The 14,014-nt window shown below is 58.7% G+C and carries 12 protein-coding genes, 4 tRNA genes and 1 pseudogene; 5 read left to right on the top strand and 12 right to left on the bottom strand.

The genetic code is table 11. The annotated features are described in order from the left end of the window. The 6 genes and pseudogenes from CKW26_RS29030 to CKW26_RS29005 form a co-directional block, all read right to left on the bottom strand. A pseudogene (locus CKW26_RS29030) lies at window positions 1-1,258 on the bottom strand (type IV secretion protein Rhs); the annotation flags it as partial. Between the two features lie 241 nt (window positions 1,259-1,499). Continuing rightward, window positions 1,500-1,907, bottom strand: coding sequence for a tetratricopeptide repeat protein (locus CKW26_RS29025; RefSeq protein ID WP_095051101.1), 408 nt, complete (start codon window positions 1,905-1,907; stop codon window positions 1,500-1,502). Further along, on the bottom strand, window positions 1,908-2,279 hold the full coding sequence (locus tag CKW26_RS29020) for a hypothetical protein (protein ID WP_003223109.1): 372 nt from the start codon (window positions 2,277-2,279) through the stop codon (window positions 1,908-1,910). Continuing rightward, window positions 2,276-2,617, bottom strand: a complete 342-nt coding sequence (locus tag CKW26_RS29015) for a helix-turn-helix transcriptional regulator (RefSeq protein ID WP_095051100.1) — start codon at window positions 2,615-2,617, stop codon at window positions 2,276-2,278. Before CKW26_RS29015 ends, CKW26_RS29020 begins: the two co-directional genes overlap by 4 nt. Before the next feature lie 112 nt (window positions 2,618-2,729). After that, window positions 2,730-3,185 carry a YkvA family protein gene (locus CKW26_RS29010; protein WP_095051099.1) on the bottom strand — a complete coding sequence of 152 codons (456 nt, stop codon included), beginning with the start codon at window positions 3,183-3,185 and terminating at the stop codon, window positions 2,730-2,732. Between the two features lie 294 nt (window positions 3,186-3,479). Then, window positions 3,480-4,196 (bottom strand): FKBP-type peptidyl-prolyl cis-trans isomerase, encoded by a 717-nt coding sequence (locus CKW26_RS29005; protein WP_007919751.1) that lies wholly within the window; start codon window positions 4,194-4,196, stop codon window positions 3,480-3,482. 270 nt (window positions 4,197-4,466) lie between these two features. Between CKW26_RS29005 and CKW26_RS29000 the strand changes: the two genes are divergently transcribed. Together CKW26_RS29000 and CKW26_RS28995 are read left to right on the top strand one after the other, a co-directional pair. Continuing rightward, entirely contained in the window at window positions 4,467-6,275 is a 1,809-nt protein-coding gene (locus CKW26_RS29000; RefSeq protein WP_095051098.1) for a di-heme-cytochrome C peroxidase, read from the top strand. Continuing rightward, window positions 6,272-7,438 (top strand): catalase family protein, encoded by a 1,167-nt coding sequence (locus CKW26_RS28995; RefSeq protein ID WP_095051097.1) that lies wholly within the window; start codon window positions 6,272-6,274, stop codon window positions 7,436-7,438. Before CKW26_RS29000 ends, CKW26_RS28995 begins: the two co-directional genes overlap by 4 nt. Window positions 7,439-7,552: 114 nt before the next feature. On the opposite strand, the gene CKW26_RS28990 is transcribed toward CKW26_RS28995, so the two are convergent. The 4 genes from CKW26_RS28990 to CKW26_RS28975 all read right to left on the bottom strand — a co-directional run bounded on the left by CKW26_RS28990 (window position 7,553) and on the right by CKW26_RS28975 (window position 8,087). Then, window positions 7,553-7,629, bottom strand: a tRNA-Asp gene (locus CKW26_RS28990). A gap of 19 nt (window positions 7,630-7,648) precedes the next feature. Beyond that, a tRNA-Val gene (locus tag CKW26_RS28985) sits at window positions 7,649-7,724 on the bottom strand. A 191-nt stretch (window positions 7,725-7,915) separates the two neighbouring features. Beyond that, window positions 7,916-7,992: transfer RNA gene (locus tag CKW26_RS28980), tRNA-Asp, on the bottom strand. Between the two features lie 19 nt (window positions 7,993-8,011). Beyond that, window positions 8,012-8,087 (bottom strand) — tRNA-Val (locus CKW26_RS28975). Between the two features lie 159 nt (window positions 8,088-8,246). Here CKW26_RS28975 and rdgC point away from each other — a divergent pair. The 3 genes from rdgC to sugE all read left to right on the top strand — a co-directional run bounded on the left by rdgC (window position 8,247) and on the right by sugE (window position 10,728). Next, window positions 8,247-9,167: a recombination-associated protein RdgC gene (gene rdgC, locus CKW26_RS28970; protein ID WP_064390914.1), complete on the top strand. Its 921-nt coding sequence runs from the start codon at window positions 8,247-8,249 to the stop codon at window positions 9,165-9,167. A gap of 161 nt (window positions 9,168-9,328) precedes the next feature. Further along, window positions 9,329-10,294: a bile acid:sodium symporter family protein gene (locus CKW26_RS28965; RefSeq protein ID WP_095051096.1), complete on the top strand. Its 966-nt coding sequence runs from the start codon at window positions 9,329-9,331 to the stop codon at window positions 10,292-10,294. A 119-nt stretch (window positions 10,295-10,413) separates the two neighbouring features. Further along, window positions 10,414-10,728 (top strand): quaternary ammonium compound efflux SMR transporter SugE, encoded by a 315-nt coding sequence (sugE, locus tag CKW26_RS28960; RefSeq protein WP_003223093.1) that lies wholly within the window; start codon window positions 10,414-10,416, stop codon window positions 10,726-10,728. 114 nt (window positions 10,729-10,842) lie between these two features. On the opposite strand, the gene CKW26_RS28955 is transcribed toward sugE, so the two are convergent. Beyond that, window positions 10,843-12,717: an MFS transporter gene (locus CKW26_RS28955; RefSeq protein ID WP_095051095.1), complete on the bottom strand. Its 1,875-nt coding sequence runs from the start codon at window positions 12,715-12,717 to the stop codon at window positions 10,843-10,845. A gap of 99 nt (window positions 12,718-12,816) precedes the next feature. Continuing rightward, window positions 12,817-13,968, bottom strand: coding sequence for a TDT family transporter (locus CKW26_RS28950; protein ID WP_095051102.1), 1,152 nt, complete (start codon window positions 13,966-13,968; stop codon window positions 12,817-12,819). Window positions 13,969-14,014 lie beyond the last annotated feature (46 nt).

The raw sequence follows: 14,014 nt of genomic DNA, 5'->3' as shown, positions 1-14,014 counted from the left end.
CGAGCACCGCATCGCTCAAGGTCAGCAGTTCTTCGCCGGTGACCATCGACACCGGGCAGCCGTTGGTGCAGGTGCGCGGCACGCAATCGGCGCTGTCGCCGTTGGGGTTTTTCGCCTGATCCGGCGAGTCGTCGTGATGCTCGTCTTTCTTCAACAAGGTGTTGCGCTGCGCATCCCAGCGCAATTGCATCCGGCCTTTTTTCACCCCGGCGGCGATGCCACGGGCGGCAACGGTTTTGTATTGATCGACGTATTTGATGAACCCTTCGACGATGCCAAACATCGCCTTCACCAAACGCTTTACCGCCGAGAGCAATTGCACGGCGCGATCCGCCAGACGCAGCGTCAGATAAGCGATGCCTGCGCCACCACTGACGAACGTCAAGACGACGCTGATCAGCACATCGATGAGCAACTGGACCATCATCATCGACGCCGCTTCAGCAGTTTTGCCGGCGATTTCACTGGGTGGCAGCATCTCCAGCCAAAAGCTGGCAGTGCGCAGCAATAGACACAGCGCCGCCTCGTCACTGACCAGCAGTTGCAGCTTCTCCATGACCTCGGGCGCGGTTTTCGCCAGCTCGATCAGATCCGCCGCGCCACTGCCCAAGCGCTCAGCAAACTGACCGGGATCCTTGAGGATGTCCGAGAGCAAACCAATGCTGTCCCACACGCCCTCGATCGCCGCCCAACTCCCGGCCAGCATGCCGTTGCCCGCCGCCGTCGCCACCGACTGCGACCACTGTGGCTTGAAACTCTGCCATTCACTGCGCAGCCAGCCATCCAGCTCCGCGGTCAGGCCGTCATAGGCTTTGAACAGGTCCTCGACCTGACCCGAAGTGACAGCGCTGTGCACCTGCACCCGGTAGAACTTGCCAGGTATTCCTTTGAATGAGCCTTTGCCTTGCGCATCAAGGGTGATGGGGGTGGTTTCGCCACTGTCCATGGCGATCACATCGACCACGATGTTGCCCAGCGGAATGTCGTAGACCGACTCGAATTTGCTCTCGATCAGCATCGGGCCACTCTTCGGGCACTGGACGACACCGGAGAAAAACGCGTTGTCGGTGCTGCTGACGGCAGTGCTATCGGAGCCGAAGCGAATGATCCGCTCCATGCCCATCAGTGACGGCAGATCCGCCGCGTGGCTGACCTCGTCCGCCGCGCGACTGGCCCAATGTTTGAGCTGTTCGCGGTAAACGCTGAGGGTGTCGGGAAAGCTGTCGAGTGCTTGCTCGATGCGGGTGACGGCGTCCATCAACGCACGCGGGTGGGCGAAGTGGACTGGATAAGCGGATCAAACATGGGCGTTCCCTCGCGCAAAAAAATTAGGCGCGGGAACTGTGCGGGGGATCAATCGGGAAAGAAGTCAGGCAAGTAGGCGATGACTGTAGGACTTGTCTGTAAAAAACAGCTCACAGATAAACAGGCGCGCAAAACCGCAAACGCGGCGTGAGGAAAACCTCACGCCGCGTTTGTTCGGGCAGACACAAATGGATTTACAGTGTTGAGTCGCGAGTACTCAGCTCTTTCAATTTGAGCTCCGCCAACGGGTGTCCGGCTTTGGCCGCCATGCCCCACCAGCGGGCGGCTTCGACAGGATCCGGCGGTTTGCTCGGCGTTCCGGCCAAACTGATCACGCCGACCTGATAAGCCGCTTTGCCATCACCCGCGAGCGCGGCCAGCCGCAACAGGCGAACACCTTCTTCACGTGCACCCAGGCCGACACCACGAAAGGTCAGGATGTGCCCGTAGAAGCTTTGTGCACCAACATCGCCAAGGTTGGCCATGCGCGCAAACTGCCCTTCAAGCCAGCGCCAGCCTCGCGGTTGGCGGACAAACCACGACCAGTGAAACAGCCTGCGGGCCAGCCAGTAACTGGCCCGCGCCTTGAGTCGTAAAAACACTCAGGCCTCTGCCGATTCCGGGTACTCGTATTCGAAGACCCTGACCACTTCCGAGGCATGCCAGGAAGCCGCGGCAACGCCGTCGGATGGCCCGGAAAAACGCCCCAGACGTTCAACACATTCGAAGAAACCTGTGCGCGGCAGGCGACTGGCGCCCTGGCTGATCACCAGCGAACTGCGCAACGGTTGTTCGGCCTTGGCATCCAGCGCGGCCAGATGTTCAAGCGCGGCCGTCAGGGTTTGCATGGCCGGCGTCGGCAATTGCAACCGCTCGAGCAACGCCCGATAAGTCAGCAGATGGCGCTGGCGACGCGCCTGATCAAGTTCCCCGAGCAATCCGTCCCAATGTTGACGACTGATGCGTACGCTCACGATTCATCCCTCCACCCTGGCACCGTCAATTCCCAGGCCAGGCTGCGGCGAATCGCGGCGTCGGGCTGACGCTCGCCACTTTCGATCATGGCCAGATAAGACGGGCTGATGCCTACCGTGCGGGCCAGCGCCTCAATGGCGATGCCCTTCCCTTCGCGCAAACTGCGTAGTTGATCCAGACCTGGAAGTATCGCGTCTGGTGAGGCCGTGAGCGGCGTGGCTGCCGGACGCGACGGTGTTTCGTTGATGCCTGCTGCTTTTAGTAGAGCCTGATACTGAGCCCACGGCAGAACCGCGTATTCGGGTTCGCCATCGCGTGCAATTATCTGAATATCCATGACTACCCCGTAGGACAACAACACTTAGCGAGTCGGCACTTTTCCCTAGAAGTGTAATCCTAACAGCGGCCAAGGTCGCGGGGGGTATCTATCTGTAGGTGGGTGCTGAGAATCAGGTTTTTTTCGGCCCCTGTAGTTGCAGTTGTTCGGGGGTATCCGGCAGGCGTTCGACGACTGCCAGTTTTTCCGGTTGCTGACGGTTACGCCACAGGCGAAACGCATTGAGTTCATCGTCGAGGGTTTTCATCAGCCAGGCGAGGACGGCGATGTCGTCGAACATGCCAAACACGGGAATGAAATCTGGAATCGCATCCACCGGACTGAGGAAGTACATCAAACCCGCCACCACCGACACCAGGGCTTTGCCACTGATAGCGCGGTACTCGCCGCGCCAGTAGGCCAGGCACAATGCCTGAAGCAAGCGTAAATCGTCCTTGAGTTTACCGAGACGATTGCCTTGCGCGGCGCCTTTGCTGGCAACCGCAAACAGTAAGGTCGGTAAACGGCCACGCGCCAACAGACGGCCGGCCAAGGGCAGGAATCGAGCGAAATTCCACGGAGCTTTCATCTATTCCTCCCGTTGAAATGTTATCCACACAAATTGTGGATAACCTTGTGAACAGAGCTGCATTTCAGCGCTGAAAGCCCCGTTTCATAAGGGCTGCGCTCAGATCGGGCGTTTTTTACTCACATAAAAAACCCCAATATTTCATTGACTTGGCTGCTCAGGGCGGCTAGCGATGGCAGTCTCATTGGCTATGACTCTCCCGACCGCCATCGGTTCGCTCTGTTTACCCTTGGCAGGGTCCAGATGCAACAACGCCCCGCATAAGCGAGGCGTTGTTGTCAGACCCGTTACCGATTACTTGGCAGCAGCGGCTTCTTTAGCTGGATCCTTGATGGCCAGCAGTTCCAGGTCGAAGACCAGAACCGAGTTGGCCGGGATTGCCGGGCTTGGCGACTGAGCGCCGTAAGCCAGATCGCTAGGGATGTACAGTTTGTACTTCTCGCCAACGTGCATCAGTTGCAGACCTTCAACCCAACCCGGGATCACGCCGCTCACCGGCAGATCGATCGGGCTGCCGCGCTCGACGGAGCTGTCGAAGACGGTGCCGTTGGTCAGCTTGCCGGTGTAGTGAACGGTCACTACGTCAGTCGGCTTAGGCTGTGGGCCATCAGCTTTCTTGACGACTTCATACTGCAGGCCGGAAGCGGTGGTCGTCACACCTGCTTTCTTGCCATTTTCTTCGAGGAATTTCTTGCCGGCGGCTGCCGACTCTTCGCTCATCTTGGCCATACGCTCTTCAGCACGCTTCTGCAGCGCGGCGAAGGCTTCGACCAGTTCTTCATCTTTCAGCTTCTGTTCTTTCTTGCCGACGGCATCTTCGATGCCCTGGGCTACCGCTTTGGAGTCCAGATCATCCATGCCTTCCTGAGCCAGGCTCTTGCCCATGTTCAGGCCGATACCGTAGGAAGCTTTTTGCGCCGGGGTTTTCAGCTCTACGCTGGTCTGCGAATCACAACCCGCGAGGACCAGGCTAACCAGGGCAACCGCCGCCGCCAACCGATGCTGTTTCATGCTATTTCCTTGTTCATGCGCCGAAAGGGCAATCGAGTAAAGCCGCGAGCTTATCAGGCCGCCACGACCAATGGCTACCGGCATGAGAGCAGGAATCTTCCGATAAGTTCAGGGATTAAAACGCATTGGCGCGAAGCGACGATGAAGCTTCTGTCATCTCGTCCCGGCAATCGGCGTCGTTTCTTCTTGCATCATCTGGCGTAATGGCCACTTGCCGCACAGGGCCAGGCTCAGGCATAACAGCGGAACAAATCGACAAGGATGTTTATCTTGCGCCTCTTATTCCGTGTGCTGACCCTGATCGTCGTGCTGCTGGGACTGGTTCTCGCCGTGGTCCTGTATTACGTCGCCAATCCGAAACTGCCCTTCTACACCCCCGCCGAGCAGGTGCATTACCTCGATCAGTGGAGTGACGAAGACCGGCAAACCTACTATTTCACGCCCCAGGGTACGCAGGTCAAAGGCCTGCGCTATGAGTGGTTCCAGGCGCTGGAACTGCCCTTCTCGGCGCAACGTTTCGCCTCGCCTGATTACCTGGCGCGTTTCGGTTTTCTGATCGACCCGCAGCAGAAAGCCACGACGACCAACCCCGGCAACCTCCCCGTCGGTTTTGCCCGACATCAGAACCCCGGCAGCACCGAACAATATCTGGACATCACTTGCGCCGCTTGCCACACCGGCGAATTGCGCTTCAAAGGTCAGGCCGTGCGAATTGACGGGGGTACCGCGCAACATGTGCTGCCGTCCAGTGTGCCTACTTTGCGCGGCGGCAGTTTCGGACAGGCATTGGTGGCAAGTCTGACCTCCACTTACTACAACCCATGGAAATTCGAACGTTTCGCCAGAACCGTGCTGGGCGACGACTACGACGCGCGTCACGAGCAATTGCGCAAAGACTTCAAAACCTCACTGAATACATTCCTCAAAGTCGCCTGGAACGATACCCATCGCGGCCTCTACCCGACCGAAGAAGGCCCCGGCCGCGCCGATGCCTTCGGACGCATTGCCAACGCGACGTTTGGCGATGCGATTTCCCCCGCCAACTACCGCGTGGCCAATGCCCCGGTGGATTATCCGCAGCTCTGGGATATGTGGTCATTCGACTGGGTGCAGTGGAACGGCTCGGCGCAGCAGCCGATGGCACGCAATATCGGTGAAGCGTTGGGCGTCGGCGCCACCCTGAATTTTTTCGATGACAACGGCCAGCCACTGCAGGGCGAAGCACGCTATGCCTCCAGCGTGCGTGTGCGTGATCTGCACAAAATCGAAGAAACCCTGCAAAGGCTCAAGCCACCAGCCTGGCCAGAGGATCTGTTTGGCGCCATCGACAAACCCTTGGCAACCAAGGGCCGCACGCTGTTTGTCGAGAACTGCGCCGGTTGTCACGTACCGCGCCAGACTCAGGAAGGTGAGCGCTGGGTGCAGCATTTGCACATGCTGCCAGTCGCTGTCATCGGCACCGACCCGACCGCTGCCGACAATATCGCCAACCGCCGTTTCGACCTCACAGCCCTGCAGTGGGATCTGAAAGAACTCGAAAAAATGGACGTCAAGCTGCATCCGACACCCAAGGAGCCACTGGACTTGAGCCAGTTATCGGTGGCCAAGGGCTTGGCTTACGTCACCGCCTTCGTCGAAGACCGCGCCTATCGCGAAGCCAACGTCACGCCGCAGGAAAAACCACGCCTGGACGGCTTCGGCCTACCCATCGGCGTACGCGAAAAAGTCGCTTACAAGGCGCGCCCACTGGCCGGGGTCTGGGCCACCGCGCCATTTCTGCACAACGGTTCAGTGCCGAGCATTTATCAGTTGCTGTCGCCGCAGGATGAACGCGTCACGACCTTTTTCAAAGGCACCGTTGAATACGATCCGCGACATCTGGGTTATCGCACCGAAGCGTTTACCAATGGCTTCCTGTTCGACACGCGCATCACCGGCAACCACAACAGCGGCCATGAGTTCCGCGCCGGCGAACGTGGCAACGGCGTGATTGGCCGGCTATTGCAGCCCGAAGAACGCTGGGCACTTCTTGAGTACCTGAAAGTCCTCGGCGGCCCACTGGAGGCGCAACTGCCATGATCTCAACCTTCAAGAAAGAACAGTCGCTGCTGGCCAGAATCTGGTTGTGGCTGGGTCGTGTACTGGGCAAGGTTCTGTTGATAGCGCTCGTCATCGGCCTGTTCGGCTGGGCCATCGCCACAGCATGGTTTGCCTGGCATCACCGCGGCCCGGTGTCGGCGCTGGAGCAGGTTCCGCCTGGCGAAGCGGCGATGACACAGGACGTGATCCAGACCGCCGTGCGCATCGTCGATCAGCATCGCGAAGGCACCCGTTATCTGCGCGACGCCCATGCCAAGGCCCATGGCTGCGTGAAGGCGCAGGTGCAAGTGCTGCCGGAACTGGCGCAACCGCTGCGACAGGGCGTGTTCAGTGAGCCCGGAAAAACCTGGCAAGCGATGATTCGCCTGTCCAATGGCAATGCCTATCCACAGTTCGACAGCCTGCGCGACGCCCGGGGGATGGCGATCAAACTGCTGGACGTTTCGGGAAAACAGCTGCTCGGCAACCGCCAGTCACAGCCTGAGCAGGATTTTGTGATGTTCAGCCACCCGAACTTTTTTGTCAGCGATGTCGCCGAATATCGTCAGAACGTGTCGGCGCAGGCTGACGGCAAAAAGGTCATGGCATTTTTTCCGGGATGGGACCCGCGCACATGGCAGGTCCGCCATTTGTTTATTGCGCTGGCAACCCTGTCACCGCCGCCGGACAGTCCGACCGCGACCACTTATTTTTCGGTATCGCCGTACAAATTTGGTGAAGCCAATGCAAAGTTTCGGGTGGCGCCGGCCCCGGACAACTGCCCGGACTACACACTGCCAAAACAGAATCATGATTTACCGAATTTCTTGCGCAGCGCCTTAAACCAGCAACTGTCGACGGACCGGATACCGGCGTGTTTCGTCCTGCAGATCCAGCGTCAGGATGCCAACAAGTACATGCCGATCGAAGACACCAGCATCGAATGGCGCGAGCAGGATTCGCCGTTTGAAACCGTAGCGCGGATCACTCTGCCACCGCAGGACTTCGATACACCGGCGCTGAATCTGGCGTGTGACAATCTTTCGTTCAATCCGTGGTTCGGGCTTGAGGCGCATCGGCCGATTGGCGGAATCAACCGCTTGCGTAAAGCGGTGTATGAGGCAGTGAGCGATTATCGGCACAGCCAGAATGCCGCGCAGTAGAGCGGTGTCAAAGCACCTTTGAGGACATGGAATCAATAAATCCAGGACAGCAAAAAGCCCGCACTAGGCGGGCTTTCTGTGGAATCTGGCGTTCAGTGTTCCAGATTCCGAATATGGCGCAGCGGACGGGACTCGAACCCGCGACCCCCGGCGTGACAGGCCGGTATTCTAACCGACTGAACTACCGCTGCGCGAAACGCTTGAAACGAATGGTGGGTGATGACGGGATCGAACCGCCGACATTCTGCTTGTAAGGCAGACGCTCTCCCAGCTGAGCTAATCACCCTTCGCTTCGTTACGGGACGCATTATGCCACAAGTTTTCGTAAAGTGTTGATTTAATTGAATTTTTTTTCAAATAAATCCGAAAACCAGTAAAACGACACATCCCGCGGGTACAACCTTGGAGCAGAAAAAAACCCGCCTTGGCGGGTTTTTCCGTGGTGACCTGGCGTTCAGTGGTCCAGGTTACCGAATATGGCGCAGCGGACGGGACTCGAACCCGCGACCCCCGGCGTGACAGGCCGGTATTCTAACCGACTGAACTACCGCTGCGCTAAACACTTGAAACGAATGGTGGGTGATGACGGGATCGAACCGCCGACATTCTGCTTGTAAGGCAGACGCTCTCCCAGCTGAGCTAATCACCCTTCGCTTCGGTGTGGCGCGCATTCTACGGAGCGACCCAACCTCTGGCAAGCACTTTTTTAAATAATTTTCTCAGGCCTTCCAAAGGCTTAGAGAAGGGTTGGCCTATGGGACGGCGAAGACAATAATGCCCCCCTTTGTATAAAGGAGAGACTCACCCCATGTGGTTCAAAAACCTGCTTATCTATCGCCTGACCCAAGACCTGCCTGTCGATGCCGAGGCGCTGGAAACTGCACTGGCCACCAAACTGGCGCGTCCATGTGCAAGCCAGGAGTTGACCACCTACGGTTTCGTCGCGCCGTTCGGCAAAGGCGAAGATGCTCCACTGGTGCACGTCAGCGGTGACTTCCTGCTTATTTCCGCGCGTAAAGAAGAACGCATTCTGCCGGGCAGCGTCGTGCGCGACGCGGTCAAGGAAAAGGTCGAAGAGATCGAAGCCGAACAGATGCGCAAGGTCTATAAGAAGGAACGCGATCAGATCAAGGATGAAATCATCCAGGCGTTCCTGCCGCGCGCCTTCATCCGTCGCTCGTCGACCTTTGCCGCTATCGCGCCGAAACAGGGCCTGATCCTGGTCAACTCGGCCAGCCCGAAACGTGCCGAAGACCTGCTGTCGACCCTGCGTGAAGTGATCGGCACCCTGCCCGTCCGTCCGCTGACCGTGAAAATGGCACCGACTGCGGTCATGACTGACTGGGTCACCACCCAAAAAGCCGCTGATGACTTCTATGTACTGGACGAGTGCGAACTGCGCGACACCCACGAAGATGGCGGCATCGTGCGTTGCAAGCGTCAGGACCTGACCAGCGAAGAAATCCAGCTGCACCTGAGCACTGGCAAAGTCGTCACTCAGTTGTCGCTGGCCTGGCAGGACAAACTGTCGTTCATGCTCGACGACAAGATGACGGTCAAACGTCTGAAGTTCGAAGATCTGTTGCAGGATCAGGCGGAGCAGGACGGTGGCGACGAGGCGCTGGGTCAACTGGATGCCAGCTTCACGCTGATGATGCTGACCTTCGGTGATTTCCTGCCAGCGCTGGTTGAAGCGTTGGGTGGGGAAGAGACTCCGCAGGGGATCTAAATCCAACCAGTTCCAACTGATGGAACCGGTTCAAATGTGGGAGCTGGCTTGCCAGCGATAGCGGTGTTACAGATGGCTTATAGGGAGTCTGACACGCCGCCATCGCTGGCAAGCCAGCTCCCACAATGTTTTGTGGTGTAACAAACAATAAGGAACAAGCCATGCGCGCACTGGCTGCACTCAGCCGCTTTGTCGGCAATACCTTCGCTTACTGGGTTCTGATTTTCGCGGTGATTGCGTTCCTGCAACCGGCGTGGTTCCTCGGCCTGAAAAGCGCGATCGTGCCGCTGCTCGGGCTGGTGATGTTCGGCATGGGCCTGACCCTCAAACTCGACGACTTCGCTGCTGTCGCCCGCCATCCCTGGCGCGTAGCGCTGGGCGTGGTTGCACATTTCGTGATCATGCCCGGTGTGGCGTGGTTGCTCTGCCAGGTGTTTCATCTGCCGCCGGAAATCGCCGTCGGGGTTATTCTGGTTGGCTGCTGCCCGAGCGGCACCTCGTCCAACGTGATGACCTGGCTGGCCCGAGGTGATCTGGCGTTGTCGGTGGCCATTGCTGCCGTGACCACCCTCCTCGCCCCGCTGCTGACGCCGGCGCTGATCTGGCTATTGGCTTCGGCGTGGTTGCCGGTGTCGTTCATGGAGCTGTTTTGGTCGATCCTGCAAGTGGTGCTGCTGCCGATCATTCTTGGTGTGGTTGCCCAACGCATGCTCGGTGACAAGGTTCGTCATGCCGTGGACGTGTTGCCGCTGGTATCGGTGATCAGCATCGTGATCATTGTCACTGCCGTGGTGGCCGCCAGTCAGGCGAAAATCGCCGAATCCGGCCTGTTGATCATGGCCGTGGTGATGCTGCACAACAGCTTCGGTTATCTGCTGGGTTATTTCACCGGGCGCCTGTTCAAGTTGCCGTTGGCCCAGCGCAAATCGCTGGCGCTGGAAGTCGGCATGCAGAATTCGGGATTGGGTGCCGCGCTGGCCAGTGCACATTTCTCGCCATTGGCGGCGGTGCCGAGTGCGCTGTTCAGCGTTTGGCACAATATTTCCGGGGCACTGCTGTCGACGTACTTCCGGCGCATGAGTGAAAAGGAAGATCGCGAGTCGCTGGCGCAGCAAGCGGCCGACTGAGGCGAAAACTTGATCCCCGGGTTAATGCTCGTCACACTATTGCGTAACGCGGGGACGACCCTGCGGCTCGATCGAGTTATTAATCTGGGGACGACCCCGTCTATCGATGGAGGTCTTTCATGTCCTGGATCATTCTGTTTTTCGCCGGCCTGTTTGAAGTCGGCTGGGCCGTCGGCCTGAAATACACCGACGGTTTCACCCGCCCGCTCCCCACCGTTCTGACCGTTGCGGCCATGGCCATCAGCCTTGGCCTGCTCGGCCTTGCGATGAAGGAATTGCCGTTGGGCACCGCCTATGCGATCTGGACCGGCGTCGGTGCGGTGGGCACGGTGATTGCCGGAATCATCCTGTTTGGCGAGTCGATGGCGTTGATTCGGCTGGCCAGTGTGGCGTTGATCATTACCGGGTTGATTGGGCTTAAGGTCAGCGCTTAAGCCACTACCACTTTCGCGAGCAGCCTCGCTCCCACATTAAACCGCGTTCCGTCAGAGGAATACGGTCAACAGTGGGGGCGAGCCTGCTCGCGAAGAAGCCCTTAAAATCGCCGGCTATCTAACTGCCCCGCGCAACTCCCCGACCAACCCCTGCAACTTCGCCGGCTCAGCAGCATCAACGCCCACCGGCGCTCCTGCCACCAACGTCACCCGCGACCACAATCGGTGAAAAAACCCTTTGTTCGGATCGCGACTGAAGAAACTCCCCCACAGCCCTTGCAACGCCAGCGGAATCACCGACACCGGTGTCTCTTCGAGAATCCGCGTGAGCCCGCCCCTGAACTCATTCATCTCGCCGTCCGCCGTCAACTTGCCTTCCGGGAAGATGCACACCAACTCACCGGCCTTCAAATAGTGAGCAATCCGGGTGAAAGCCTTTTCGTAGATCTGGATGTCCTCATTCCGTCCGGCAATCGGAATCGCCCCCGCCGTGCGGAAGATAAAGTTCAGCACCGGCAGGTTGTAGATCTTGTAGTACATGACAAAGCGAATCGGCCGACGCACCGCGCCACCAATCAACAACGCATCGACAAACGACACGTGGTTGCACACCAGCAATGCCGCGCCTTCATCCGGAATGGCTTCAAGGTTGCGGTGCTCGACGCGGTACATGGAATGGCTGAGCAGCCAGATCATGAAGCGCATGCTGAACTCGGGGACGATTTTGAAGATGTAGGCGTTGACGCCAATATTCAGCAGCGACACCACCAGGAACAACTGCGGGATCGACAGCTTGGCCACACTCAACAGCACAATCGAGACGATGGCCGAGACCACCATAAACAGTGCGTTGAGAATGTTGTTGGCGGCAATCACCCTTGCTCGCTCGTTCTCGGCGGTGCGCGACTGGATCAAGGCATACAACGGCACGATGTAGAAACCACCGAAAATGCCGAGGCCGAGGATGTCGACCAACACCGCCCAGGTGTGCACGAAGCCCAGCACTTCAATCCAGCTGTGGCCGCTGACGCTGTCGGGAATCCCGCCGGAATGCCACCACAGCAGCAAACCGAATACGGTCAGACCGAACGAACCGAACGGCACCAGACCGATCTCCACCTTGCGTCCGGACAGCTTCTCGCAAAGCATCGAACCCAGCGCAATCCCGACCGAAAACACGGTGAGAATCAGGGTGACCACGGTCTCATCGCCGTGCATCCATTCCTTGGCGTAGGCGGGAATCTGCGTCAGGTAAATCGCCCCGACAAACCAGAACCACGAGTTGCCGACAATCGAGCGCGACACCGCTGGCGTCTGGCCCAGACCGAGCTTCAGCGTGGCCCAGGATTGACTGAAGATGTTCCAGTTCAGGCGCATCTCCGGGGAGGATGCCGCCGCGCGCGGAATGCTGCGACTGGCCAGATAACCCAGCACGGCGATCCCGACGATGGCGCAGGACACCAACGGTGCATAGTGCGAAGAGGACATGATGACCCCGGCACCAATCGTCCCGGCAAGAATCGCCAGAAACGTGCCCATCTCCACCAGGCCGTTGCCGCCCACCAGCTCATCCTCGCGCAAGGCCTGCGGCAGGATGGAATACTTCACCGGCCCGAACAGCGCCGAATGGGTACCCATGGCGAAGAGCGCCACCAGCATCAGCGACAAGTGATCGAAGAGAAAACCGACCGATCCTACGGCCATGATCGCGATTTCCGCGAGCTTGATCAGACGGATCAGCGCGTCCTTGGCGAATTTTTCCCCGAACTGCCCGGCCAGTGCCGAGAACAGGAAAAACGGCAGGATAAACAGCAACGCACACAGGTTGACCCAGATCGAACGGTCACCCTCGATGGTCAGCCGATAGAGAATGGCGAGGATCAGCGACTGTTTGAACACGTTGTCGTTGAACGCGCCGAGCGACTGCGTGATGAAGAACGGCAAGAAGCGCCGGGTGCGCAGCAGGTTGAACTGTGAGGGGTGACTCATCTTCCGTGTTTCCCTGATGTTTAAGGTAGAGAGGCCTGGGTACTGCTTATTGGATTCTCGAACCGCGATCCAGGCCACACCTTACCTAAACTTTTCAGCTTATTTCTTCAAACCTGCGATGCACGGCGAGACAAACAGCTCGCCCCGCCAGGCGCCTTGCACGGTACGTTTGCCGACGATCAGCCACATCAGCGCCAGCAACATCACCAACAGCGTGCCGACGACACTGAAAAACGTCAGGTTCAGGGTACTCGCCAGTTTCAGAGTTGCCAGCGAATACACGCCCAACGGGAAGGTGAAGCCCCACCAGCCGAGGTTGAACGGGATGCCGTCACGCAAGTAACGCACGGTGATCAGCAGCGCCATCAGCATCCACCACAGCCCGAAGCCCCACAGGGTTATCCCGGCAATAAGCCCCACACCCGAGGCGATTTCACCGATACCGGGCAGACCGTTCGCCGCGAATATCGCCGGCGCATCACCGCCCAACAGCAACATGCCCAGCGCACCGGTGCCGATCGGGCCGAGGGCCAGCCAGCTCGACGCCGCCATATTTTCGTGGGGCAGTTTGTGCAGGGCCATGCGCAGCAGCAGGATGGTCAGAATGCTGAATGCTACCGGTAGGGAAAAGGCCCAGAGCACGTAGCTCGTCGTCAGTATCACCAGTTGTGAGTGGGCATCGGTGAGATGCGGTGCGAGCAAACCACCGCTGGCCGCCGCCACCTCTGCCGCCACGACCGGCAGCAACCAGACGGCGGTCATCTGATCAATGCTGTGTTCCTGACGGGTAAACATCATGTAAGGGATCAACACGCCGCAAGCCAGCGACATGGCCACATCGATCCACCACAGCACTTCGGCGAGGTGAATCACGCCGTCACCCCAGCGCGGCAAGCCAAACACCAGAAAGCCGTTGATGATGGTCGCCAGGCCCATGGGAATCGTGCCGAAGAACATCGAAACCGTGGAGTGGCCGAAAATCCGCCGGGCCTCGTCGAAGAACAGCATCCAGCGCGCGGCGTAGGCGACGGTAAACAGGCTGAATAACAGAATGTTGAACAACCACAAACCTTCGGCGATAGCGTGCAGGCCTGGAATGGCCAATGGCAGTTGCGCCAGCGCCAACGCCAGCACACCGGTGCCCATGGTCGCGGCGAACCAGTTGGGGGTGAACTGGCGAATCACTTCACGCGGGTGCTGAAGCTGGCGGAACGGTTTGATGCCGGGTTTGGCGCTGTTGGGGCAAGTCATCATGGAGTCCTCTCCTCTGGTGAGGTTGAGTCCATGGTAGAACCGA

The sequence above is a fragment of the Pseudomonas sp. Irchel s3h9 genome (assembly GCF_900187475.1).
Classification (GTDB): domain Bacteria; phylum Pseudomonadota; class Gammaproteobacteria; order Pseudomonadales; family Pseudomonadaceae; genus Aquipseudomonas; species Aquipseudomonas neuropathica.
This window is presented reverse-complemented; position numbering and strand designations above follow the sequence as displayed.